This window comes from Parathalassolituus penaei, assembly GCF_026626885.1.
GTDB classification, from domain to species: Bacteria; Pseudomonadota; Gammaproteobacteria; order Pseudomonadales; family Oceanobacteraceae; genus Oceanobacter; species Oceanobacter penaei.
Map to the genome: position 1 here is coordinate 170,704 of NZ_JAPNOA010000039.1, position 25,370 is coordinate 196,073.

21 protein-coding genes are annotated in these 25,370 nt (G+C 56.4%); 8 read left to right on the plus strand and 13 right to left on the minus strand.

Going from position 1 to position 25,370, the window contains the following annotated elements; all coding sequences use genetic code 11:
* Positions 1 to 190: 190 nt before the first annotated feature.
* Positions 191 to 1,099: a type IV pili methyl-accepting chemotaxis transducer N-terminal domain-containing protein gene (locus OUO13_RS13740; RefSeq protein ID WP_283174471.1), complete on the minus strand. Its 909-nt coding sequence runs from the start codon at positions 1,097 to 1,099 to the stop codon at positions 191 to 193.
* A 247-nt stretch (positions 1,100 to 1,346) separates the two neighbouring features.
* On the opposite strand from OUO13_RS13740, the gene OUO13_RS13745 reads away from it, so the two are divergent.
* Positions 1,347 to 2,147: a CZB domain-containing protein gene (locus OUO13_RS13745; protein ID WP_283174472.1), complete on the plus strand. Its 801-nt coding sequence runs from the start codon at positions 1,347 to 1,349 to the stop codon at positions 2,145 to 2,147.
* A gap of 104 nt (positions 2,148 to 2,251) precedes the next feature.
* The gene (locus OUO13_RS13750; RefSeq protein WP_283174578.1) at positions 2,252 to 2,716 is read left to right on the plus strand and encodes a phosphatidylglycerophosphatase A family protein; all 465 of its coding nucleotides are present in this window, start codon (positions 2,252 to 2,254) and stop codon (positions 2,714 to 2,716) included.
* Positions 2,717 to 2,735: 19 nt separating this feature from the next.
* Here the strand turns inward: OUO13_RS13750 and OUO13_RS13755 are convergent, their stop codons facing one another.
* Positions 2,736 to 3,416, minus strand: a complete 681-nt coding sequence (locus OUO13_RS13755; RefSeq protein ID WP_346429356.1) for a zinc metallopeptidase — start codon at positions 3,414 to 3,416, stop codon at positions 2,736 to 2,738.
* A gap of 117 nt (positions 3,417 to 3,533) precedes the next feature.
* Between OUO13_RS13755 and ribA the strand changes: the two genes are divergently transcribed.
* Entirely contained in the window at positions 3,534 to 4,175 is a 642-nt protein-coding gene (gene ribA, locus OUO13_RS13760) for a GTP cyclohydrolase II (protein WP_283174473.1), read from the plus strand.
* Positions 4,176 to 4,191: 16 nt separating this feature from the next.
* Here the strand turns inward: ribA and nosR are convergent, their stop codons facing one another.
* From nosR to dxs, 3 genes are all read right to left on the minus strand, one after another.
* Positions 4,192 to 5,526: a response regulator c-di-GMP phosphodiesterase, NosR family gene (gene nosR / locus OUO13_RS13765; protein WP_283174474.1), complete on the minus strand. Its 1,335-nt coding sequence runs from the start codon at positions 5,524 to 5,526 to the stop codon at positions 4,192 to 4,194.
* Positions 5,519 to 6,586: a sensor histidine kinase gene (locus OUO13_RS13770; protein WP_283174475.1), complete on the minus strand. Its 1,068-nt coding sequence runs from the start codon at positions 6,584 to 6,586 to the stop codon at positions 5,519 to 5,521. The genes nosR and OUO13_RS13770 overlap by 8 nt, the downstream gene beginning before the upstream one ends.
* A 110-nt stretch (positions 6,587 to 6,696) precedes the next feature.
* The gene (dxs, locus tag OUO13_RS13775) at positions 6,697 to 8,580 is read right to left on the minus strand and encodes a 1-deoxy-D-xylulose-5-phosphate synthase (RefSeq protein WP_283174580.1); all 1,884 of its coding nucleotides are present in this window, start codon (positions 8,578 to 8,580) and stop codon (positions 6,697 to 6,699) included.
* 277 nt (positions 8,581 to 8,857) lie between these two features.
* Between dxs and OUO13_RS13780 the strand changes: the two genes are divergently transcribed.
* The 4 genes from OUO13_RS13780 to OUO13_RS13795 all read left to right on the plus strand — a co-directional run bounded on the left by OUO13_RS13780 (position 8,858) and on the right by OUO13_RS13795 (position 12,825).
* Positions 8,858 to 9,211, plus strand: a complete 354-nt coding sequence (locus OUO13_RS13780) for a YgiW/YdeI family stress tolerance OB fold protein (RefSeq protein ID WP_283174476.1) — start codon at positions 8,858 to 8,860, stop codon at positions 9,209 to 9,211.
* Positions 9,212 to 9,236: 25 nt separating this feature from the next.
* Positions 9,237 to 9,908 (plus strand): response regulator transcription factor, encoded by a 672-nt coding sequence (locus tag OUO13_RS13785; protein WP_283174477.1) that lies wholly within the window; start codon positions 9,237 to 9,239, stop codon positions 9,906 to 9,908.
* Between the two features lie 55 nt (positions 9,909 to 9,963).
* On the plus strand, positions 9,964 to 11,169 hold the full coding sequence (locus OUO13_RS13790; RefSeq protein WP_283174478.1) for a sensor histidine kinase: 1,206 nt from the start codon (positions 9,964 to 9,966) through the stop codon (positions 11,167 to 11,169).
* 267 nt (positions 11,170 to 11,436) lie between these two features.
* Positions 11,437 to 12,825 carry a M48 family metalloprotease gene (locus tag OUO13_RS13795; RefSeq protein ID WP_283174479.1) on the plus strand — a complete coding sequence of 463 codons (1,389 nt, stop codon included), beginning with the start codon at positions 11,437 to 11,439 and terminating at the stop codon, positions 12,823 to 12,825.
* 1,003 nt (positions 12,826 to 13,828) lie between these two features.
* On the opposite strand, the gene choV is transcribed toward OUO13_RS13795, so the two are convergent.
* The 6 genes from choV to betI form a co-directional block, all read right to left on the minus strand.
* Positions 13,829 to 15,034: a choline ABC transporter ATP-binding protein gene (gene choV / locus OUO13_RS13800; RefSeq protein WP_283174480.1), complete on the minus strand. Its 1,206-nt coding sequence runs from the start codon at positions 15,032 to 15,034 to the stop codon at positions 13,829 to 13,831.
* Positions 15,035 to 15,036: 2 nt separating this feature from the next.
* Complete coding sequence (gene choW / locus OUO13_RS13805) at positions 15,037 to 15,879, minus strand: choline ABC transporter permease subunit (RefSeq protein WP_283174481.1); 843 nt, start codon at positions 15,877 to 15,879, stop codon at positions 15,037 to 15,039.
* A 66-nt stretch (positions 15,880 to 15,945) separates the two neighbouring features.
* Positions 15,946 to 16,896 (minus strand): choline ABC transporter substrate-binding protein, encoded by a 951-nt coding sequence (locus OUO13_RS13810; RefSeq protein ID WP_283174482.1) that lies wholly within the window; start codon positions 16,894 to 16,896, stop codon positions 15,946 to 15,948.
* 96 nt (positions 16,897 to 16,992) lie between these two features.
* On the minus strand, positions 16,993 to 18,696 hold the full coding sequence (gene betA, locus OUO13_RS13815; RefSeq protein WP_283174483.1) for a choline dehydrogenase: 1,704 nt from the start codon (positions 18,694 to 18,696) through the stop codon (positions 16,993 to 16,995).
* 24 nt (positions 18,697 to 18,720) lie between these two features.
* Complete coding sequence (gene betB / locus OUO13_RS13820; RefSeq protein ID WP_283174484.1) at positions 18,721 to 20,181, minus strand: betaine-aldehyde dehydrogenase; 1,461 nt, start codon at positions 20,179 to 20,181, stop codon at positions 18,721 to 18,723.
* A 3-nt stretch (positions 20,182 to 20,184) separates the two neighbouring features.
* Positions 20,185 to 20,823, minus strand: a complete 639-nt coding sequence (gene betI, locus OUO13_RS13825; protein WP_283174485.1) for a transcriptional regulator BetI — start codon at positions 20,821 to 20,823, stop codon at positions 20,185 to 20,187.
* 809 nt (positions 20,824 to 21,632) lie between these two features.
* On the opposite strand from betI, the gene OUO13_RS13830 reads away from it, so the two are divergent.
* Complete coding sequence (locus tag OUO13_RS13830; RefSeq protein WP_283174486.1) at positions 21,633 to 22,634, plus strand: branched-chain amino acid aminotransferase; 1,002 nt, start codon at positions 21,633 to 21,635, stop codon at positions 22,632 to 22,634.
* A 237-nt stretch (positions 22,635 to 22,871) separates the two neighbouring features.
* Here OUO13_RS13830 and OUO13_RS13835 read toward each other — a convergent pair whose 3' ends face one another.
* Both OUO13_RS13835 and OUO13_RS13840 read right to left on the minus strand, forming a co-directional pair.
* Positions 22,872 to 23,402, minus strand: a complete 531-nt coding sequence (locus tag OUO13_RS13835) for a nuclear transport factor 2 family protein (protein ID WP_283174487.1) — start codon at positions 23,400 to 23,402, stop codon at positions 22,872 to 22,874.
* A gap of 880 nt (positions 23,403 to 24,282) precedes the next feature.
* Entirely contained in the window at positions 24,283 to 25,344 is a 1,062-nt protein-coding gene (locus OUO13_RS13840; RefSeq protein WP_283174488.1) for a TRAP transporter substrate-binding protein, read from the minus strand.
* Positions 25,345 to 25,370 lie beyond the last annotated feature (26 nt).

Consider the following 25,370-nt stretch of genomic DNA (forward strand, 5'->3'; position numbering starts at 1 on the left):
GCAGGGGGAGGCCCGCCCGGCCGGGGGACAAGGTCCCCCAAGAGGGCAAGCAGCCTGGCAAATTAACAAGCTGAGTAACCGCGAAGCGTCGGACGTCGGACGAACAGCATCCATCCAGACCCAAACCACCAGCACACCATTCCCACGCGGAGCGTGGGAACGAGGAGAGATCCGAGACCCATACTGCGCCTCAATGCACCGTATGAGTATGAATCAGATTCTGCTGACGCTGACCGTTATGACCCGGAGCCAATGGCCGTTCGGCCAGATTGGAACGTACAAATTCGTCACTGACATCCTGACTGCTGCCATCCATCAACTGCTGGTACATGGCCGTTACCCGATCCATTCCAGCCTGAACGGCATCCGTCACCAGCAACACTTCATTGGGCGTGCAACGGCCACTGCAATGCTGCTGACAATGCGGGCGGCCACGCTGCCATTCGTGATCCAGCATCTCCAGCTCTTCATTCAGTGCCGCTGAATTAAAACGGGAATTACGCAGCGCCTGCAAGGAGGCTTCAAACAGATCAATGGCATCCAGCAGTTCGTGCCGGACCGTTTCGGTCGACAATCCCCACGACATGGCCATGCAATTTTTGGCGATGCGTTGCAGCAGCATACGCTGACGCCCGGCCACATTGACCAGAGTGGCCTCACGCTGGCCACTCTGACTGACCACGGCTTCTACCAGCTCGTCACAGACATACAGAAGATCGTTGCATTCACGCATCAGCGCCTGGATTCGATCACGTTGTGGCACTTCACACACCTGACCGCGAAAACGCGACCATGCCTGCTCAACCCGGCTGACCAGATACTGGTTACCCGGCGTTAACGCCCAACGTTTTAATAACAGCAGACGCTCATCAAAGAGGTCCACACTGAGCAGTAACTGTCTGTTGGCTTCATCCGGATTGTGCCCGGCACCCAGCATTAGCCAGTTCTTCATGGTGCGCTGGCTCAGCATCCGCAAGCTGCCAGCCAGATTGATTAGCCGTGCGGGCGTAAAGTCGTTTGTACGTGGACGGCCCGGATTCAAGAACCAGACAGCCGTTCCGGCCAGCAGTACAAACACAAGAATACCCAGTGACAACATCCTGCAAGTCTCCACATCCATACGGGTCGGGTTGCTTCAGAAACCCTGTTCCCTGAACATCTGGTACAGCGACGATAGTCTGATGCCAGAACCAACAATTCAATCCGCAATTGTCCGACAAGTTGACAGCTCTTCTGAAAACCCCCGCAGAGACGAATACCTGGCGCACTATGCGCCAACCATACACCGCCAGAGGCGCAAATCGGTGTCTATACTTCAGGCACATTCGTCCGCAGGAACATGTGTCATGGAATATCTGAGCTTCAGCCACGGTGGCCATCACTATGCGGTGCCTCTGGAGCATGTGCGTTACATCGCTGCCAGCACCTCCGTCAAAACCACGCGGATTGCTTATGGCAATAACGAAGAGCGCGACACCATCAACTACGAAGGCCATTCCTGTCTGGTCTTTAATCTGGCCGAATTACTGGGTGACAGCCCGGAATTACGGCAGTCACGGCAGCTGCTGGAATTGCTCGATCAACGCCAGCAGGATCACGAAAACTGGATGAACAACCTCGAAGAAGCCCTGAAAAACGACGGCCATTTTACCCTGGCCCGTAACCACCGGGATTGTGCTTTTGGTCGCTGGTATCAGGATTTCCAAACTTCTGATGCAGAATTTAAAGCCATCATGGAGCGTTTTGACCAGCCGCACCAGCGAATACACCAGCTAGCCAATGAACTGCTGGATCTGCATAGCAAAGGAGAAACAAGTGAGGCATTGGCTATTTTGCAACATCACCGTAAAACCACTCTGCGACGCCTGATTGATCTGTTTGGTGACGCCCGCCAGCACCTCAAGGGTGTGGCACGGCCAACGGTGGTGGTGTTGCAGCGCCTGCGCCATCCGGATGATCCATCCCGCGATCTGTTTGGTCTGCAGGTTGATCATATTGGTGATGTGTTCAGCTGTGATGACCCGGTCACCCGCGACAGCAGTGATTACTGGCTGCCCACATTCGCCGATGGCTGGCTCAAGGACATAGCCATCAACAACCACAAGGTAACGGCGCTGGCGCTGGCACCGGAACGGATCAGCTGCTGAGTTCAAGCGCACCGACTCCGTCGCCAATACTTGTCAGATGTTCAGTGGTGTTTATGATGCCAACAGCCTGATTGCGAGGATTCCCTGTGTCTGTTCATCCCAATATGAAAAACCCCATTCACCTGCTGGCGTTTGGCCTGGGTTCCGGCCTTGCCCCCAAAGCACCGGGGACATTTGGCACCATCGCCGCGTTACCTGTATGGTGGTTGCTGCTGGACGGCATTCCGGTGTTGCCATATCTCGGCATTCTGGTCGCAGGTCTGGCGCTCGGTGTTGTGGTGTGTGAAATCACATCGCGTGATATGGGGGTCCACGATCACGGCGGTATTGTCTGGGACGAGTGGATTGGTCTGTGGATCACCCTGCTGGCGTTGCCCGGTGATGGCCATATCTGGTGGCTGGTGTACGGTTTTGCGCTGTTCCGTATGTTCGACATCCTCAAGCCGTGGCCTATTGGCTGGCTTGACCGTCGTGTCAAAGGTGGTTTTGGCATCATGATCGACGACGTACTGGCTGGCATCATGGCCTGGCTGGTTTTACAGGCCACCGCTCTGCTGCTGGGTACCTGATCGCCGTCGCATATAGCGGTCAGCGCCGCAACATACGAAACCACTGCCAGACATTCAGCAGGTTGGCCAGCGACGCCGCCACATAGGTAAACGCCGCCGCCTGCAGAATACGCCGCGCATACTGCATATCCTGCTCCTGCAAATAGTCTCCGTCGGCCAGCATCGGCAACGCCTTGTTAAAGCTGGCATCCAGCTCCACCGGCAAGGTCAGCAGATGCACCAGCAACCCCGTAAGCATGGCGACCACAGCCAGACCAATCGCCAACCGCGATGCCGCTGGCATCACCGTTAATAACAGAGGCGCGATCAGAACCGCCGCCGGAGCCAGCCGCTGTAACCAGATTGCCAGCCACGCCAGCCCGGTGCGTGCATGAAACAGCATCTCACCACGGGCATGCTGGATGGCGTGGCCAACCTCGTGAGCGGCCACCACCACGGCGGTGAGGCTACGACCGTCGAGTTTGTCAGCGGTCAGACGTACCGTTCGAGCCGAGGGATCGTAATGATCACCGCTGCTGGTACTTTCAACCTGAACATCTGCTAACCCATGCAACTGCAGCAGATGCCGCGCCATGTCGCCACCCGTCCCGGGAAAGTCGGGCCGTGGCAGGCTGTGCTGTTGTAAAATCCGCGCCACCCACCATGATGGCAGGGCCAGTATCATCAACAGCAACAGCGCCAATAAAAACCACAAAATCATGTCGAAATCCGAAACAGTTAGTTGGATGAACAAATTGTTATTCGGTGCGCTACCATGCTTTGGTCAATGCACATTGACTGCTAGACTACGCCGCCTGTTCTACCGGAGGTCCAAGCCTTGAGTATCCGCTACATTGCATCGTCCAAATTACCCACCCCGTTTGGTGAGTTCACCATGCATGGCTTCGAGGATACGGAAACCGGCAAGGAACATGTAGCCCTGAGTATGGGCGACATCGGTAATGGTGAACCGGTTCTGGCGCGTGCCCATTCCGAGTGTCTGACCGGTGATGCCCTGTTCAGCCTGCGTTGTGACTGTGGTTTCCAGCTCGAAGAAGCTCTGCGTTCAGTGTCAGTGGCTGGTCGTGGTGTGGTGTTGTATCTGCGTCAGGAAGGTCGTGGTATTGGCCTGCTGAACAAGATCCGCGCCTATAACCTGCAAGATCAGGGGGCTGACACCGTAGAAGCCAACGAACGTCTGGGATTTGGTGCCGACATGCGTAACTACAGCATGTGTCAGCCGATGCTGGCGCACCTGGGGGTTTCTGCGATTCGTCTGATGACCAACAACCCACGCAAGGTCAAAGCCCTGTCGGATGCCGGTGTCACCGTCGCTGAACGTGTGGCTCTGGAAGTAGGCCGTAACCCGCACAACCGTGGTTATCTGGATACCAAAGCCAGCAAGCTGGGCCATTATCTGCAACAGACCGGTCAACCCGGTGTTGCCATCAGCCATCAGGATGACGAAGCCGGCGCCTGAGCACCGGCTGTTTTCGTTATTCGTCGCGATTCTGACGAACGTGTAACAGAATCTGGTGGCCCGCAAACTGCCGGGCCATCGCTTGCAACTTGGTGACATGACGGTCATTCAGTTGTGTCCCTTCCGATAGCAATACCACTCCAGCCGGACTGATCAGGTTGGTGGCCAGGGTCATACCGACCCGAACCTCGGCAATCGGAATACGGTCCATGTTGGATACAACGCCTTCATCGAAGTCTTCCAGCACTTCCATAAAGATATCCACCAGCTCGCGGTCATAACGCTGCCCTGCCATTTTCAGCAGATACGCCTTGCTGGCTTCTTCGTTCAGACGCTCACCCAGAAAGTTGTATTCGCGCTGCAGGTCAACGTAGTCGGTAACAATACGCAGCAGGCGCGCTTCGCGCGGAATGGCGTCCATCGCCAGACGATCCGGGAATCCCTTGCCGTTATACAGCTCCATATGCGAACGAATAATGTTGGCAGCATTCTGTAATGGCTCCAGCAGCATCAGGGTGGTCTGGCCATTAATGGTAAAACGTGCGTATTCCTTTTTCTCAGCTGGAGTCATGACCGTCAGCGACTTCACCAGCACCGAATCTGGCAAGGTAATCTTGCCAATATTCTTGAGCAACGCAGCGTAGTAAAGATCTTGCACCTGTTCGCCCACCAGCCCGGCAAATTCACCAAAGAGTTTGGCCAGACGAGCCAACCTTTCACTACTTCCAGGTTCTTCACCGTTACGACGTTCTACCAGGCTCACCAGCATATGCAGCATGCTTTTGAATTCCTGCACCAGGGTGCGATATGCACCTTCCAGCTTGGCTTCGGCTTCACCGGCCTGATCCGATTTCTGCAAAAATTTCTTTTCCAGTTCACGGTTCAGTCGCGCCAGTTCCTCGTTCTGTTCTATTACCCGCGCCTGCAGTTTTTCGTTCAGGTCTTTCAGAAGGTTGCGTTGCAGGGCATCGGCGACGATGCCGCGTAGCTGTTCGTTGTTCCAGGGTTTGTTGACGTAACGGAAGATGTTGCCATCGTTTACAGCCTTTACTGCCGATTCGAGATCCGAATAACCGGTGATCAGCACCCGGGTCATGTCTGGCCAGCGTTCAAAACAGATGGCCAGCAGGTCAGCACCACTCATGCCGGGCATGCGCATATCAGAGATAATCAGGTCAAATGGCTCTTCTGACAGTTTGGCCAGCGCATCATGACCACTACTGGCAGTTTCTACCTGATACTGGCGATATAACAGACGCTTGAGGGCCTGCAACACCGCAGGCTCATCATCAACCAGCAGTATTCGGCCGAATTTTTCATCGGCTTCCTGTACGAGATAATCATCAAACATGTTGTCCCTCCTGAGCCGGCACCGGCAGATAAATATGGAAACAGGTACCTACTCCCGGCTCGCTTTCCACTTCAAGACGCCCACCATGATCCTGCACCAGCTGGCGACTCAGGGGTAATCCCATACCGGTGCCATCCTGTTCCCCCTTGGTGGTAAAAAAGGGCTCAAATGCACGCTGCAGCAACTCCGGGCTCATCCCCGGACCGTCATCACAGATGGTGATCTCCAGCTCGCCGTCACGCAGCGTCTGGGTCAGGGAAATATCGCCGCTGTTATCACCCACCGCCTGCACGGCATTAACCAGAATATTGAGAACCACCTGACCAATCTGCGATGGGTTACACCAGAGTGGCGGGCAGTCATTCAGCAGGTGCACATGGAACTGTACCTGACCCTTGATCCGGGTGCGGGCAATGTTGATGACGGTGGCAAGGTCCTGATTGAGATTGCACAGCGCCTTATTTGACCCACCACCCCGTACCAGGGTTTTCATGTCATGGACGATATGGCCGATACGATCGACGCCTTCGATGCAGTCTTTAAGGCGCTCGGGAAACAGCGCCAGAATGTCGGCTACCTGTTCATCACGATAGGCCTGCACCATGCCGCGCCAGATATCACTGTCGCGCGGAAGATCATGGGCCAGTTCATCAATACGACGGATAAAGCGGTGCAGGTTATCGAAGTCTTCGCGGATATCCACCAGGTTGCTGTGCACATAAGCCACCGGATTGTTGATTTCATGGGCGATGCCAGCGGATAACTGTCCCACCGCCACCAGCCGCTCCATACGTAACAGCAGGTCGGTGTCAGCCAGGGCAGAAACAGCCGGGGCAACCACATCAGGAGGTGTTTCAGCAGCCGGGTCGGGGTCTGGATCATCGGCAAGCGCAGGCCCATGGCTCAGCATCACCCTAGGTCTGTCAGCCACCATATGGACTGCCAGCAATAACATGATCACTGACACCACGGTCCAGACCAGAGATGCCAGATCAGCAAAAAGGAGAGCCGCCCCGATCAAGAGGGTGCCCATATAAACGGGAGTTCGGCTAAGAGCCACCGGATTCACCTGTTAAATGTTCTTGTACTAACCAGTAAAGCATCATTTACAGGAGTTGCCCGGCCAGCGAGCAGACCATACCGTCTGGCATGGTCAGCGAGGGATGGAAATCAGAGACCCAGACGTTGCTGGATTCGGGTCAGCAGGCTGCCGCTATCCAGACCACAGTCTTGCCACTGACGGGCCGGAGTGGCGTGTTCAATAAAGCGATCCGGGATACCGGCCATCATCACCGGACAAGCCACACCGGCCAGCGCCAGTACTTCCAGAACGGCACTGCCAGCACCGCCCATCACGGCATTTTCTTCCAGAGTCACCAGCAGGTCATGATCGTGTGCCAGCTGTTGTACCAGCGCCTCGTCCAGTGGCTTCACAAAACGCATGTCGGCCACAGTGGCATCCAGGGTTTCGGCTATATCCATAGCATTGTTCAGTGGCGCACCAAAGACCAGCAGCGCAACCCGTTTGCCAGCAGCAGCATTACCCACCCGCCGTACCACCCCTTTGCCCAATTCAACGGTTTGCAGGTGGGGCTGGGTTTCAATACCGGCACCACTGCCACGTGGATAACGTACCGCCGCTGGCCCCTGATGATGGAAACCGGTGCTCAGCAACAAACGACATTCCTGTTCATCGGACGGTGTCATCACCACCAGATTGGGGATACAGCGCAGGTATGACAGATCGTAGGCACCGTGGTGAGTTGGGCCGTCTTCGCCCACCAGACCGGCACGATCGATGGCAAACAACACGTCGAGGTTTTGCAGCGCTACGTCGTGGATCAGCTGGTCGTAACCGCGCTGCAGGAAAGTCGAATAAATCGCCACCACCGGCTTCTGCCCCTCACAAGCCAGACCTGCCGCCAGCGTCACCGCATGTTGTTCGGCAATGGCAACGTCGAAATAACGCTCGGGGTATTCGTAGGAGAAACGGATCAGGTCGGAGCCTTCACGCATGGCCGGGGTAATCCCCACCAGACGTTTGTCGGCCGCTGCCATATCACACAGCCATTCGCCAAAAATATTGGAGTAGGTCGGTTTGGCTGGCACGACTGGCTTGCTGGCTGGAGCAGGCGCTTTGAGTGCGTGATAACGGATCGGATCGTCTTCCGCCGGAGTGAACCCCTTGCCTTTACGGGTGACCACATGCAGGAAACGTGGGCCACGCAGTTTACTGAGATTACCGAGGGTGTTAACCAGCTCATTGATATCGTGGCCGTCGATCGGGCCAAAATAGTTGAAGCCGAATTCTTCAAACAGGGTGCCCGGAGCCACCATGCCTTTCATATGTTCTTCGGTGCGACGGGCAAACTCCCAGGCGGCCGGAATCTTTTCCAGCACCTTCTTGCTGCCTTCACGAATGGCGCTGTAGGTGCGGCTCGACCACAGACGGGTGAAATAACGGTTGAGCGCACCGACGTTGTTGGAGATCGACATATCGTTGTCATTGAGGATCACCAGCATGTCGGCCTTTTCGTGGCCGGCGTGGTTCAGGGCTTCAAATGCCATACCGGCGGTAATGGCACCATCACCAATAACCGCCACCGCCTGACGCTGCTGGCCTTGCTGGCGGAATGCCAGCGCCATACCCAGCGCCGCCGCAATCGAGGTACTGGAGTGACCCACACCAAAGGTGTCATAAGGGCTTTCGGTGCGCAGCGGGAAAGCCGCCGGGCCGTCTTCACGACGGATACGGGTCATCTGTTCACGACGGCCGGTCAGAATCTTGTGAGGATAGGCCTGATGACCAACGTCCCAGACCAGACGGTCGTCCGGTGTGTTAAAGACATAATGCAGGGCAACGGTCAGTTCCACCACCCCCAGACCGGCAGCGAAATGGCCACCCGACTGGCCAACGCTGTACAACAGGAATTCCCGCAGTTCACGGCACAGATCCTTAAGCTTTTCGGCAGGCAGCTGCCGCAGGTCGGCAGTCTCCTGAATGGCGTCAAGCAAAGGTGTTACAGGGCGTGAGCCCGGAATTTCGGTAAACATCAAGGTTCACTGTCCGGTCATGGCTTGCAGCAGGAGCCGCCAAGCGATTCAGCGTTGGTTTGGTGAACACCTGTGTGTTTACCGTACCGGTTACAAAAAGGCGACCATTTTAGCGGCTGCGGCCATTATTGAGTAGGAAAAAAACCGGCCAGCTACATGCAACTCTGGTGTTAGTCCTCGCGCATGCCACCCTCACGTTTTCTTCACACCCACTCACGCAGTATGGCATGCACAACGGCACCCGGCCGTTCCACCCACGCCAACCGGAGTTATCACCATGAGCCACATTTCCGCACTTGTTCTGTCTATCAGTGCTCTGACCTCTGCCAGTATGGCCAACGCCGAATACCAAGGGCCGGTCCAGAATGAACTGAACCGGATTGACCAGATTATCGATAACGGCAAGGATGACCAGATGGTGCGCCTGCAGGGTTATCTGATCGAAAAAGTCAGCAACGACAAATACCTGTTCAGCGATGGCCAGCAACAGATCCGGGTCGAGATTGATGATCATCTGTTCCCGGCCGAGCCGTTTGATCATCAGGACCGTATCGAAATTCTGGGCGAGGTCGAAAAAGACTATCTGGAATCCGCTGAAATTGATGTCGACAGCCTGCGTCTGCTGCGCTGATCAACCGACTGCAGGAGCAATATCCGTGAATATTCTGGTCGTAGACGACAATCCACAGGTCATGGCAACCCTCTGTGACTACCTCGAACTGGCAGGTCATCAGGTTGACTGTGCCCACCATGGGGACGCCGCTCTGGAACGCCTGCGCCATCAGCATGTGGATGTGATCGTGATGGACATCATGATGCCCAGACGCGATGGCATCAGCACCGTCCAGCACATTCGCCAGCAACTGCATCTGGATATTCCGGTGCTGTTTCTGACCGCCCGCGACCAGCTTGACGACAAGGTCGCCGCCTTTGAAGCCGGCGGTGACGACTACCTGGTCAAACCCTTTGCCCTGCAGGAACTGCAATTACGCCTGCAAGCACTGGCCCGACGTGGACGCCAGCCCAGTGTTGGCCGTCTGCAACTGGGGGCACTCTGTTACGACCTGCAACAGCAGCAGGTCAGCCTGAATGAACAAACCGTTCATCTCAGTCCGATCCGCTTGCACATCCTGCGGCTGTTGATGCAACAGTATCCCGCCATGGTCAATCGCCAACAGCTGCTCAACCAGATCTGGGGCAACAACGAACCTGACAGCGATGCCCTGCGCAGCCACATTCACGGCCTGCGTTGTGCCCTGCGGGAGCATGGCCAGCATGACTGGCTGGAGACCGTCCACGGCCAGGGGTATCGTCTTGTTTGCCCATAAAAACCCCACCCGCTCAGCCGCTAATCTCCACCAGCATCCGAGTCTGTTCAGGCGCATGTGGTGGCTGACCGCCAGCATGGGTCTACTGCTGGTATTACTGTTCTGGGGCCTCATGGTGATTGCCGAAGATCAGCTGGAACGCATCAGCCTGCATCAATGGCTGGATGCCGAAGCAACCCAGTATGAGCGGAACTGGCAACTGTATGGCACCTCAGGACGCCTGCCCAATCCCTATGCCTTCGACTTCTATCAGCAGGAACAGGCACCTCAATGGCTAAGCACCTACCAGCAATCAGGATTTTACGAACACCAGCTGGGTCCTGAGGACAAACACTTTCTGGTGCAGCATCACCCATCCGGAGCAGGTCTGTATTATCTGGTGTTCAAGGACAATGCCGATGATTTCCTTGACCCCTTTGAAGAACAGCTCCATCACGGAGCACTGCTGATGGGTCTGCTAATGAGCATCCTGCTCATGCTGTGCGGTTATTATCTGGTCAGAACCCTGCGCCAGCCGCTACAGGAACTGCTGACCCGGATTCCACAACTGGCCCCCGGACAAGCCGCCTCCGTTGTATCCGCACGGTTTCAGGAGCTGGCGCAGATCGAACAGCAACTGCTGGCCAGCAAACAACAGATAGAAGGCTATTTCCGGCGCGAACAGGAATTCAACCGCTTTGCCTCTCACGAGATACGCACGCCGCTGATGGTGCTACAGGGGTCAGCCGAATTACTGGCGCAAATCCCGGCCGTACAGGCACAGCCTCTGGCACAACGGGCTATCCAGCGCATTGAGCAGAGCTGCAGCGATATCCGCCTGTTGACCGAGGTCTTCCTGCTACTGGGGCAAGAGCGGATCGACACTCACCACATCCAGCCAGTCGACATTGGCCAACGTCTGAATAACCTGATCCCATCGCTGCAGACACTGTTCAACAGCAGTGGCTTAGCCGTACACCAGAACGTCAACGAGACCGCGGTGGTGATCAGCGCACCACCCGGCTTTGTTGATGTATTGCTCACCAATTTACTGAAAAACGCCTTCATTCATGGTCATCAACATATCCAGATTGAGCTTTCCCGGCAGACATTAACGATTTGCAACGGTGTGAGCCCGGACAGTCACCCGACGCCTGGCTACGGTTATGGCTTACAAATAAGTGCCCGCATTTGTGAACGCCTTGGCTGGTCACTGGATGACGATCAGGACGACCATGAATTCCGAATCATAGTGCGCTGGCCAGAGCAACCGGCTCATTGAAGGATCTTGTGACTTCTACAGCTCCCCACATAAGCAGCCCCACCCCGACCAACACCGACTGCAATAATCGCCCATTAAATGCCACATTCCCTTGCGAATACGATAATTCGAGACCTGATTCCGGTTATTTATGGTCTATAAAAGACCATTTTTTATAACAACGTGGTGGTTCACGGAGTCACTCTGACATTACAGGCATACTCCTTGGCAGTGCTCTGAAGTGAGACAGCATCTGAGCTAACCTCTCCCTTTCAAAAGGACTTGCCTGTGAAACTCGTTTATAAAAACGAATCGTCGTTGTGGACGATTGCCGCCGTAATATCCGGCCTGTTCTGGCTGTTGCTGATTGTCGCCACCTTTGGACTGGCGCTGATCTACATCCTGTTCGGATACCTGTTTTTCCTGTTTACTCACTCGGCGTTTATTGCCTGGTTAAAAGGCACCGGTGTGCGAATTACGATAGAACAGTACCCGGACCTGCATCAGCGACTGGTCAAACACTGCGAAACTCTCGGCGTGGCCGAAGTGCCAGAAGCCTACCTGCTGCGTACCGACTTTTTTAACGCCATGGCGACCCGCTTCCTCGGCCGTCACTTTGTGGTGTTGTTCAGTGATGTGGTAGATGCCCTCGAAAACCGTCCGGGAGCCGTCGATTTCTACATCGGCCACGAACTCGGCCATATTCACCGCAAACACCTGGTGTGGAGCAGCTTCCTGTTCCCGGCCATGTTTATGCCACTGCTGGGTTCCGCCCTGCGTCGCGCCGAGGAATACACCTGCGACCGTTATGGCGTCGCCTGCTGCGATAGCGAAGAGGATGTAAAAGCCGCCCTGTCGGCGATTGCCGCCGGTAACAGCCGCTGGAGCACCATCAACCTCGATGCCTATATGAGTCAGGTGGCTGAAACCAATGGTTTCTGGATGTCTTTCCACGAACTGACCGGTGATTACCCATGGCTGACCAAACGGATGGCCACCGCGGTTGCCCTCAAGCGGGGTGAAGACGTGCAGTTCCCGCGCCGCCATTCCATGGCATGGGTGCTGGCGCTGTTTGTACCACGCCTCGGGATTCCGGGAGCCGGAGGCCTCAGCGCCATGATTATGGTGATTGCCATCATGGGGATTCTGGCCGCCGTTGCCGTTCCGAAATACCAGAGTTTTATGGAACAGCAGCGTTACAGCAGCGCCATCGAACAGATGGACCCGGTGCGCATCGCCGTGCATGAATACATCATGGCCAACCACGCCTACCCGGAATCCCTGCAAGACCTCGGCTTTACCGATTCGCAGCTGAACGGTGACGGTTATTACATCGAGCTGTACGACTACGGCCTGGTATACGCCAACATGGGTTCCGATACCTGGGGTGAAGACGTGGGAATTATCATGCAGCCAAACATCGATGACGGTACGTCCTCTACCGCCACAGCCTCCGGCTCCAGCGAAAATCTGCTAGCCGACGCTACCGAGTATGAAGAGTCTGCCGCCAGCGATGACGACGTCTACACCGAAGAAGACGATGAGGACTACAGCTACGACGAGGAAGACTCGGACGAAGATGAATACGCAGTAGACCTCGCCAATATTTCCAGCATCAGCTGGAGCTGTTACGGCGAAAACCTCAACACCGAACTGCTGCCAGAGGCCTGTCAGTAAGCCTGCGGGCGTCGGGTCGGGCCGCGTTCGGATCGGGTGTCGGGCGTCGGGCGTCGGGCGTCGGGCGTCGGGCGTCAGGTGTCGGGCGTCGGACGTCGGGCGTCGGGCGAACAATATCCATCAACACCGATCTCACCCAGCGCAGCTGGCTGCCCAATGCCCATCTGGGCGAGCCGGGATTCACCGCAACGGCCGACCCGGCCGGGGCATGGATGCCCCCGCCAGCTCAGTTGGCACAGGGATGTGCCATCTGAGCGGGGTCGAACAGCCGTTGTCGGTGAAAACTGGGGAAACGAGCCCAGTCGGGCAAAAGCAGGGGGAGGCCCGCCCGGCCGGGGGACAAGGTCCCCAAAGAGGGCAAGCAGCTTCGCCAATTAACACGCCGAGTAGCCGCCAGCAGCCGTCGGGCGAACAATATCCATCAACACCGATCTCACCCAGCGCAGCTGGCTGCCCAATGCCCATCTGGGCGAGCCGGGATTCACCGCAACGGCCGACCCGGCCGGGGCATGGATGCCCCGCCAGCTCAGTTGGCACAGGGATGTGCCATCTGAGCGGGGTCGAACAGCCGTTGTCGGTGAATACCGGAAAAACGAGCCCAGCAGGGCAAAAGCAGGGGGAGGCCCGCCCGGCCGGGGGACAAGGTCCCCCAAGAGGGCAAGCAGCTTCGCCAATTAACACGCCGAGTAGCCGCAAAGCGCCAGATCCGATCGCGGCCCGGCCAGACGCCAGACGCCAGACGCCAGACGCCAGACGCCAGACGCCAGACGCCAGACGCCAGACGAACAGCATCCAGACCCAAACTACCAGAACAACATTCCCACGCAGGAGCGTGGGAACGAGAAAGCCGAGCAGAAACATAAAAACGAAAAACAAAAAGCCCGACGCTCAGGTCGGGCTTTTTGTTATCTGAAACCTGCACCGCAGGCCAGATCATGAGATAAAAGGCTGAACCTCTGCCGGTCCGCCACTCGCCCCCCGGCAACAACAGACCGGCAAAGGTTCAGGATGCCAGTTGCTGCTGGGAGGAGCAGGTGAAATGTTTACCCAGCATGGCGTGATAGAAGTTATGGTCGGTCAGAACCCCCACCAGCTTGCCCTGTTCGGCAATCACCACCGGTAGTTCGGTGGCGTAACGCAGTTCAATGGCACGACGCATGGACACATCCGGTGTGGTCACCGCCAGAGTACCGGTGGCTGGCAGAGAGCCATTCAGCGAGTTGGAGCAGTTCTGGATTGGCAGAACCTTGCCTGCACATTCCGCAGCCACCACTTGCTGGCCTTTCATATCCAGCCAGATGCCTTTTTCGTTGTCGGCCAGCACTTTGCCGTTGGCGCGTGGCAGGTCGGCAGCACGGGTCATCAGTGAACGACCCAGCAATACGTTGAGCGGATTGGTATGCGCCACAAAGTCTTCCACGTAGGCGTTGATCGGGTTCAGTACGATCTCTTCCGGTGGGCCGTACTGGATGATACGGGCAGATTCCATAATGGCGATGTTGCTGCCAATCTTCAGGGCTTCATCCAGATCGTGAGAGACGAACAGGATGGTCTTGTTGAGGTTACGCTGCAGCTCAATCAGTTCGTCCTGCAGTTGGGCGCGGATCAGCGGATCGAGTGCCGAGAAAGGTTCGTCCATCAGCAGAATGTCGCTGTCCATCGAGAAGGCGCGGGCCAGGCCCACACGCTGCTGCATACCACCGGACAGTTCATGCGGTAACACGTCTTTCCACTGCGCCAGACCCACCATGTCGAGTTTCTCCATGGCTTTTTTATGGCGCTCGGTTTTGCCCATGCCCATCAGTTCGAGACCATAAGCAACGTTGTCGAGCACACTCAGCCACGGCATCAGGGCAAACTTCTGGAACACCATGGAGACGCGTTGCGCCCGTACCCGACGCAGGGTATTGGCATCACAGTTACCAAGGTCAACATGGCTGTCACCATCACGCACCAGCACGTTGCCACGGCTGATCGGGTTGAGACCGTTCACCGCCCGCAACAGGCTGGATTTGCCGGAGCCGGACAGGCCCATCAGCACGCAGATTTCACCTTGCTGGACATCAATCGAGGCGTTGTGAACACCCACAACGCTGCCAGTGGCCTTGATAATTTCCTGACGGGTCTTGCCCTGATCGAGCAGTTGCAAAGCCGGGCCCGTGTTGTCGCCAAACACCACATCGAGATTACGAACGCTGATTGCAGTCATGATTAAGCCTCTTCCTTGCCAGGTGCCTTGAAGATACGGTCGAGAATGATGGCCACCAGTACGATCACAATGCCGGCCTCAAATCCCTGTGAAATGTTTACGGTGTTCAGAGCGCGTACCACCGGTTTGCCCAGACCATCAGCGCCTACCAGCGCGGCAATCACCACCATCGACAGTGACAGCATGATGCACTGGGTAACACCGGCCATGATGCTGGACATGGCGGCTGGCAGCTCAACCTTGAACAGCAGTTGCATCGGGGTTGCACCAAACGCCTTGCCCGCTTCGATCAGCTCTTCCGGAACCTTGCGGATCCCCAGGTAAGTCAGACGAATCGGTGCCGCGATGGCGAAAATAATGGTCGAGATCAGACCTGGAACCACACCCAGACCAAACACCACCAGAGTTGGAATCAGGTATACGAAGGTTGGAACGGTCTGCATCAGGTCGAGCACCGGGCGCAGGAACGAATACACCTTGGGGTTGTGACCGGCATAAATACCCAGAGGTACACCCAACAGGATACAGATACCGGTAGCGGTCACGACCAGCACAAAGGTTTCGATCATCTCGTTCCAGTAACCGAGGTTGATGATCAGCAACATGGATGCCAGCACAAAACCGACCAGCGCCACACTGCGATGCAGGAACCAGGCAAGCGCCATGGTCGCCACAATCGGCACTGCCGGATTAAACCACTGGAACAGGGCGATCAGACTCATGATTACCCATTCCAGCGACAGCGAAATCAGATCAAAGAAACCGGAGGCATTGCTGGTAAGCCAATCAACCAGGATTTCCATCCAGTGCCCCAGCGGCAGTTTGTGTTCAGTTAGCCAGTTCATAGGCGACATCCAGAAAAACGTTTGGAGAACGGCCCGCAAGAATCGGGCCGACTTTAATGAAATTAATCAGAGTTTCAGATAGTTACGTACGGCAGGCAGGGCTGCTTCACCCTTCAGGGTGGTTACGCCACTGAGCCAGCTGTCGAGTACCTGTGGATTGGCTTTTAACCATTCAGCCGCTGCCGCTTCCGGTTGTTTGCCACCATCGAGAATCTTGCCCATCACCTCGTTTTCCATTTGCAGGGAAAAGTCGAGGTTGGTCAGCAGCTTGCCGACGTTGCCGCATTCCGTGGTGTAACCCTTGCGGACGTTGGTATACACATCAGCACCACCGTAGTTCGGGCCGAAGAAGTCATCACCACCGTCGAGGTAGGCCATTTCGAAGTTGGCGTTCATCGGGTGTGGAGCCCAGCCAAGGAACACGATCCACTTGTCACGTTTCACCGCGCGCGATACCTGGGAGAGCATGCCGGCCTCACTGGACTCCACCATCTGGAATCCCTTCAGGCCGAAAGCATCCTGATCAATCATGCTCTGGATCAGACGGTTACCATCGTTACCCGGCTCAATGCCGTAGATCTTGTTTTCAAACTTGTCGGCGTTTTTGACGATATCCGCGAACGACTTGACCCCCGCGTCGTACACGTATTTCGGCACCGCCAGGGTGTATTTGGCACCGGTGAGGTTGGCCTTCAGGCTTTCGACGGAGCCATCTTTCAGGTACGGATCGATGTCAGCCTGCATGGTTGGCATCCAGTTCCCCAGGAACACGTCGATATCCTTGTTGGCCATCGACTTGTAGGTCACTGGCACCGACAGCATCTGGGTCACCGGGGTGTAGCCCATGCCTTTCAGAACCACGGAAGTAACCGCAGTGGTAGCGGTGATGTCGGTCCAGCCCACATCAGAAAAGCGCACAGTATCGCACTGGGCAGCAACAGCTGCACCGGAATGAAGCACAGTGGCCATAACCAGACCGGTGAGCAGCGAAGTGGTTCGTTGGTTAACACGTGTCATGCTGAGTCCTCAAATCGGGTTTAAAGGGTTCACACTACAGTCACGCTGAACCGACCCGGGCGTCTGACGCCCCTGGACGACTCAGCGTGGAGGGGGTCAGTTTCGCTTCAGCGGTCGTTTGGCAGTGCCCTGACGCTGACGTTTCTGCCACTGCGGATCAATCCACACCGGCACACCGGCGGCTTCCAGCAGAGGCTTGCCAAGAATCATGTCGGCTGCCCGTTCTGCCACCATGATGGATGGGGCGTTGAGGTTGCCGTTGGTAATGGTCGGGAAAATCGACGAGTCCACGACCCGCAGGGCGTTGACGCCGCGCACCCGGCACTGGCTGTCGAGTACGGCCAGCGGGTCGTTGTCAGCGCCCATCTTGCAGGAGCAGGACGGGTGATAGGCGCTTTCAACGTTGGCGCGTACCCAGGTATCAATTTCCTCGTCGGACTGGATGTTCATACCCGGCTGGATTTCATCACCGCGGTAGGCATCCATCGCTGGCTGCGCCAGGATTTCACGGGTCAGGCGGATCACATCACGCCAGTCCTGCTTGTCCTGTTCACTACCGATGTAGTTAAAGAAGATTTCCGGTTTGGTATGCGGATTGGCGTCCTTGATGCGGATAAAACCACGGCTTTTGGACTTGTTCGGACCCACATGCACCTGGAATCCATGACCAGCAATCGCCTTGCCACCGTCGTAACGCATGGCTGCCGGCAGGAAGTGGTACTGGATGTTTGGCCACTCGATGCCTTCACGAGAGCGGATAAACGCACAGGATTCAAAGTGGTTGGTGGCACCCAGACCATCCTTGAACATCACCCAGCGAGTACCAATCAGGCCCTTGCTGATCAGGTCGAGTTTGCCGTTGAGAGTAATCGGCTGTTTGCAGTGGTACTGGAAGTACACTTCCAGGTGGTCTTGCAGGTTTTCACCGACACCCGGCAGATCGTGTTTGACCTCAACACCAGCGTCTTTCAGAACCTGTTTCGGACCAATACCGGACAGTTGCAGCAGCATCGGTGAACCGATGGAACCGGCGCTCAGCACCACTTCGCGCTCGGCCGCGGCCTGTACCAGCTTGCCGCCTTTTTCGTATTGAACACCCACCGCCCGTTTGCCTTCCAGCAGCACCTTGTGCACCACCACTCCGCTGATCAGGGTCAGATTCGGGCGTTTCAAGGCATCACGCAGATAGGCGTTGGCGGTAGAAGCCCGCACACCACCATCAACGGTCATGTGCATGGTGCCGAAGCCTTCCTGCTGATAACCGTTGTAGTCTTCGGTGCGTGGATAACCGGCGTCTTCACCAGCCTTGATAAAGGCTTCATACAGCGGGTTAAGCGCCATTTCGTTACCGTTGCAGGTCGCCAGTGGGCCTTCACCACCACGGTATTGATCGGCACCCTTGTACCAGCTTTCGGCACGTTTGAAGTACGGCAGCACATGCTGGTAATCCCAGCCTTCAGCGCCAGACGCCGCCCATTCGTCGAAGTCACGAGCGTGACCACGGACGTACACCATACCGTTAATAGAAGAACCGCCACCCAGCACCTTGCCACGCGGGCAATGCATCACCCGGTTGTTGATGCCCGGTTCATTGGTGGTTTCAAACTGCCAGGCGTACTTGTCGTTGTTCATCGGGTACGACAGCGCGGTTGGCATCTGGATAAAAATGCTGCGATCAGAGCCGCCCGCTTCCAGCAGCAGCACCGAATATTCACCGCTGGCGGTCAGGCGATTGGCCAGTACACAACCGGCGGAACCGGCGCCAACAATGATGTAGTCAAACGTGGAAACACTGCTCATGGCGGTCACTCCAAAAATCCGTTATCAGGCGTATGGGCAGGCCAGGTCGCCCAGCTCTACGTAAACACTCTTGGTCTGGGTGTAGTGATGCAGGGTCTCGATACCGTTTTCACGGCCAATGCCCGACAGCTTGTAACCACCCACTGGCATCTCCGCTGGCGACGCACCCCAGCTGTTGATCCAGCAAATACCGGCTTGCAGGCTGGCAATTACACGGTGAGCACGGGCGAAATCGCGGGTGAACACCCCACCGGCCAGACCGTATTCGGTATCGTTGGCGCGACGGATCACTTCCTCTTCGGAGCTGAACTTCAGAACCGACATCACCGGCCCGAAGATTTCATCGGTCACGTTTGGCATGTCGTCAGTGCAATCGGCAAACACGGTTGGCTCTACAAAGAAGCCCTTGTCGAGGCCATCACGGGTTACCCGTTTGCCACCACACAGCAGACGGGCACCGGCTTCGCGGCCAAGCTCGATGTAACTCAGGACTTTCTTCATGTGTTCTTCCGATACCAGCGCACCCACCTGGGTATCGAGGTTGGTCGGATCACCAATCACCATCTTTGCGGTGCGTTCCGCCAGACGAGCCAGGAAGGTCTCGTACAGGCTTTCGTGGACAAACACGCGAGTACCGTTGGTGCAGACTTCGCCCTGGGTATAGAAGTTGGCCATCATGGCGCCGGACACTGCACGTTCGAGGTCGGCATCTTCAAACACGATCAGAGGAGACTTGCCGCCCAGTTCCATGGTCACAGACTTGAGCGTACTGGCGCTGTCGGCCATCACCTTGCGACCAGTACCGGATTCACCGGTGAACGACACCTTGGCAATCCCGGCATGACGGGTCAGGGCCTGACCAACGCGGTAATCACCCTGCACCACGTTAAACACACCGGCTGGTACACCGGCTTCGCTGTAGATTTCCGCCAGTTTCAGCGCGGTCATCGGCGTCACTTCAGAAGGCTTGAACACCATGGCGTTACCCGCGGCCAGCGCTGGCGCGGATTTCCACATAGCGATCTGGATCGGGTAGTTCCAGGCACCGATACCGGCCACCACACCCAGCGGTTCACGACGGGTATAAAAGAAGGTGGTCAGCCCCAGACTCTGTTGTTCACCCTGCAGCGCAGGCACCAGACCGGCGTAGTACTCGATCACGTCAGCACCGGTAACGATGTCGACACAATTGGCTTCCTGCAGTGGCTTGCCGGTATCCAGCACTTCCAGCAGCGCCAGCTCGTCGTTACGTTCACGCAGAATCTCAACGGCCTTGCGCAGGATGCGGCTGCGTTCCATCGCCGACATTGCCGACCACACCTTGAAACCTTCCTGAGCCGACGCCACCGCGGCATCCACATCGTCCAGCGACGCTTGCTGAACCATGGCCAGCGTCTCGCCGGTCGCCGGGTTGATGGTGGCGAATTCCTCGCCGGAAGTGGCGTTGCGGTAACCGCCGTGAATGTACAGAGACAGAGTTTGCATGGTTTATTCCTGTTCGCGCTCGGCCGCTGCTACACGCTGGTCGTAAATACCAACCAGCTCGGCAGGGAGTTGCTGACGGATGTAATCGTTGATCAATTGCTGGGCCAGACGGACATTGATGCCCTCCGGAGTCAGGGCACCGCGCAGCCAGATACCGTCGATCAGAGCCGCCACGGTCTGGGCCACAAAACGAGCACGCTCACGCGGCAGCACCCGGCAGAGTTCGTAGGTCAGGTACGACAACAGACGCTTTTCGTTGACACGCTGCAGACGGAACAGAGCATCGTTGTGCATGGACTGGGTCCAGAACGCCAACCAGGTCTTCACCACCCTGGAATCCACCTGGGTGTCATCAAAGTTGCCACGCACAATGGCGTTCAGGCGTCCCATCACATCCTCACGCGGCACATCGGCCAGCTGGCGACGGATGCTGTCGGACAGCTGCTTCAGCACACTGCGCATGGTCGCTTCGAGCAGATTGTCCTTACCGCCGAAGTGATGGTTGATGATGGCCGGTGATACGCCCGCGTAACCGCTGATCATCACCACGTTGGCTTTTTGCAGCCCGACCGCATTGATGGCCTCCATGGTGGCCTCGATCAGCTGCGGTTTGCGTATTTCTGCAACCCCGAGTTTTGGCATCTGTTCACCTGACGTTTTAGTTAAATGGCCATTTGGTTAAATGACTGTTTGATTAAAATGCAGACGACCAAAAACACCGTCAACGCGACGAGTCGGAACTGAACAACTTTGGCGGAAACAGGCATGTCCTTGTCGCCAAATGCGGCTCAAATCTGACAAAGCGGGACAATCTGAAAACGGCAAAAAAGCCTTATGAATCAAAACGCACGCATATAGGGCGCACGCTCTCAAATGCAGCAAAGCCCCCTTCAAACCCGCCAAAACCACCCCCGGTTATGACAGATAGATTTGTCTGAAAACGACGTTCAAAACGTCACCAGTCAAATTTTGAACAGGTAAAAACCATTGAAATCAATGAGTTGAATTCATGGCTCAAAAGGGTGCATGCGGGGACGAAGCGTCGGGCATCGGGTGTCGGGTGTCGGGTGTCGGGTGCACAGCATCCACTCACATCGATTTCACCCACCGAAGGTGGCTGCCAAATGCCCATCTGGCCGGGGTCGAACAGCTGTTGTCGGTGAAAACCGGAAAAACGAGCCCAGTCGGGCAAAAGCAGGGGGAACCGGGGGACAAGGTCCCCCAAGAGGGCAAGCAGCCTTGAGCCAAACACCAGACGTCAGGGTCACTCAATAATTGTTGATGCATTAAACACTCCAACCGTTGCCGTTCATCGTGTTTGGGGCTGCATCAATGCGTTTCGACGTTTTGTTGATGCGGATGTGCGCGAAATGCTGTACTCCGACGCCGCGGCGGCGATAATGTGCGTCTAGCCGTTTATATAAGCCACTGATTGGGTTTCAAGGTATTCGATGTCGCAATTTGGTTCTGTATTTTTCCCGGAAATGATTCTGGCGCGTTTCGATGGCGAAAGCTGGAGTGACGCTGAGTTTGTACCTTCTGACAAGCTGACCCTGCACCCAGGCGCGCACGTGCTGCACTACGCCAGCACCTGCTTCGAAGGTCTGAAAGCATTCCGTCACCCGGATGGTCGAGTCGCCATTTTCCGAATGGATCAGAACATTGCCCGTCTGGCCCAAAGCTCTGCACTGCTGAGCCTGCCAGAATTCGAGCCTGCCCAACTGGCTGAAATGATCACCACTGCAGTGGCTCGTTACGCCGACAAGATCCCGACTCCTCCAGAGTCCCTGTACATCCGTCCGACTCACATCGGTACTGAACCGTGCATCGGCAAGGCAGCAGCTCCATCTCTGGAATCCCTGCTATACGTTCTATTGTCTCCAGTAGGTGACTACTTCGCAGGCGGTCTGAAGCCACTGCGTCTGCTGGTTGAACAGGACCAGACCCGCTGCTCCGCGCACATGGGTATGGTTAAGTCTGGTGGTAACTACGCTTCTGCGATGTTCCCGACCATGGCTGCCAAGAAAAACTACAAGGCTGACCAGGTGCTGTTCGCACCGGGCGGCGACGTACAGGAAACCGGCGCTGCCAACTTCCTGCTGTTCGACGGCAACGAACTGATCACCAAGGCGCTGGATTCCAGCTTCCTGCACGGTGTAACCCGCAGCTCCATCCTGACCCTGGCTCGTGACCGCGGCATCAAGGTGACCGAGCGCAACCTGACCGTTACCGAACTGCTGGAACGTGTACAGGCCAACCCGAACTGTGAAGCTGCCCTGTCAGGTACCGCCGCGGTACTGGCACACGTTGGCACCCTGATCAGCGACGGCAAGGAATACACCGTAGGCACCGGCGAAGCGGGTCCTCTGGTGAAATCCCTGCGTGAAGAGCTGAACGCCATTCAGTGGGGTCAGGCAGAAGATCGTCACGGCTGGCTGACGTTCATCAGCTGATACTCGCCACGGGGGAAACTCCAACGGCAAAACAAAACGGCGGATGGTGGCAACACCTCCGCCGTTTTTGTTGGGGGTCTGAAGTCGGCGTCTGAGGCAATCATTGTGGACATCAATACCGACCCTACAATCCAATGCCGATCAGTTTTGGAAAGCCATGAACCGATCACGGCCAGGCATGCCCACCAGAAGTCTGGGAACAAGACTGCGCCGGTTTTAACCAGCGCAGCTGACCACTCAGTGCGCCATGCCCAGTGATTTGGTCACGCCATCCGTCGTACGGGTAAAGTCGAGGTAGGCAACCTTGATGTCGTAGAACTTACCGTCGGCGTTGATCTTGTACATGATCACCCCGTGGTAATCGAAGTTTTCACCCTGTTTGACTTTGCCAAACGGAGAATCCTCCGCATCTTTCTCAGCCGTAAAATGTGCTTTTAATTCAATCGCCAGGTTATCGCCGTCGGAAGTGTAGTTCACCACGTTCAGCTCTTCTTTCATCACCGACCAGATCTTGCGGTAATGCTCCTTGACTGCGGGAATCCCATTCAGCACCAGATGACCATTTTGCATACGGATGTCATCCGCGTAACAGGCTTCGAATGCTTTGGGGTTTTTGCCATTAAACAGAGCGATGTAATGATCAAACGCGGCGCGGTTGATGATCTGGCAATGTGGGGTAGCGGCTTCGTCAGCCATAACGGGTGATACTGGCAGTAAAGGCAGGCAGCCCATGCCCAACAGGCAGAGCGTTTTTGTTATTTTTTTCATTATTTTCTCCAACATGGATAACGCGGGTCAGGCCCACAGCCGTACCTTACGATGCAGCCTTGTCATGATGGAAACCCATAGTTCTGATCTTATTGATTGATATGACCAATAGTTAAAGGGCAGGTCGGGCCGCGATCGGATCGGACGAACAGCATCCACCAGCATACCGATTTCACCCAGCGCAGCTGGCCACCATTGATTGCCCATCTGGGCGAGCCGGGATTCACCGCAACGGCCGACCCGGCCGGGGACAAGGCCCCCCAAGAGGGCAAGCAACGTAACAAGTTAACAAGCCAAGTAGCCGTCGGGCGTAGAGTCCGATCTTGTGGGCATAAATGCCCACCCTACAACAGAGCATGCATTTACACTGATTTAACCCACCGAAGGTGGCCGCCTAATGCACATCTGGGCGAGCCGGGATTCACCGCAACGGCCGACCCGGCCGGGGGACAAGGTCCCCCAGGAGGGCAAGCAGCCTGGCCAATTAACAAGCCGAGTAGCCGTCGGACGTCGGACGAACAGCATCCACCAGCACACCGCTTTCCCCCAGCGCAGCTGGCTGCTCAATGCCCATCTGGGCGAGCCGGGATTCACCGCAACGGCCGACCCGGCCGGGGCATGGATGCCCCGCCAGACCCGTTGGCACAGGGATGTGCCATCGGGTCGGGGTCGATCAGCCGTTGTCGGGGAATACCGGATTCACGAGCCCAGCGGGCAAAAGCAGGGGGAGGCCCGCCCGGCCGGGGGACAAGGTCCCCCAAGAGGGCAATCGGCCAGGCCAATTAACAAGCCGAGTAGCCGTCAGATCCGATCGCGGCCCGGCCAGACGCCAGACGCCAGACGCCAGACGCCAGACGCCAGACGCCAGACGTCGCCAGCCTTACTCCACCGCGGCGGTTTTACTACCGCTGAACTGGTTTATCAGCTCATTGGCTTCCTGATACAGATGCTGGCCATCGAGGTTCTGGGCGTTCATATCGCTGATCCAGTTGGCCACGACAGGTTTCACCAGCTCCTGACAACGCTGGGTTTCGTCGTTGCCCAACACTATGGTTTCGTTGGAGGTGGTCTTCACGATATCCATACCGGTCTGTTCCATCTTGTCGAGTTCACGCCCCATCCAGGCCGCCAGTGGCAAACCGGAGTTACGGTCGATCACCGCTTTCAGGTCATCCGGCAGTTTTTCGTACGTCTGTTTGTTCATGGTGAACAGGAACACCTGGGCATACAGACCACGGTCGCCGCCAAAACGGGTGTGGGATTTCACCAGCTCATGCACCTTCAGCGGTTTCACCACGTCGTACGACAGCGCCGCCACATCAATGACCCCTTTTGACAGCGCCGACGGCAGCTGTGGTGCCGGAATAAAGGTCGGGCTGGCGCCCATCAGATCCAGTGCTTCGGCAATCGATTTGTTGGGAGCCCGTACTTTCAGGCCCTTGAGGTCATCCAGCGAACGGATGGCGTGATCACGAGAATGGAAAACCCCGGTGCCGTTGGTGTGAATGGCGAGCAATTTGACCTCGTCGAAGTCCCCTTTCATTTCCTTGTCGGCGTAAGTCTGGATAGCCTGACTGGTGGCTTCGGCGCTGGCGGCCATAAACGGCAGCTCAAACACATCGGCTTTCGGGAAACGGCCCGGCGTATAACCGGCCACCGTCCAAGTGATGTCGGCAACGCCTGTGCGAGCCTGATCAAACAGCTGGGCTGGTTTGCCGCCGAGCTGCATGGCCGGATAGAGGTCGATATGAATCCGGCCCCCCGACTCCTTCATGATATTGTCGGCCCACGGCTGCAGGATATCGGTATGAACCTCCGACATCGGCGGCAGCAGGTGATGTAATTTCAGATTGAATTCGGCATCGGCGGCCTGGCTGAACTGGCTTGCCAGTAATGTGACCAGACTGATACCCAACGTGCGCAGCGTACGATTGTTTTTCATGGTGTGACCTTTTTGTTTTTATTAAA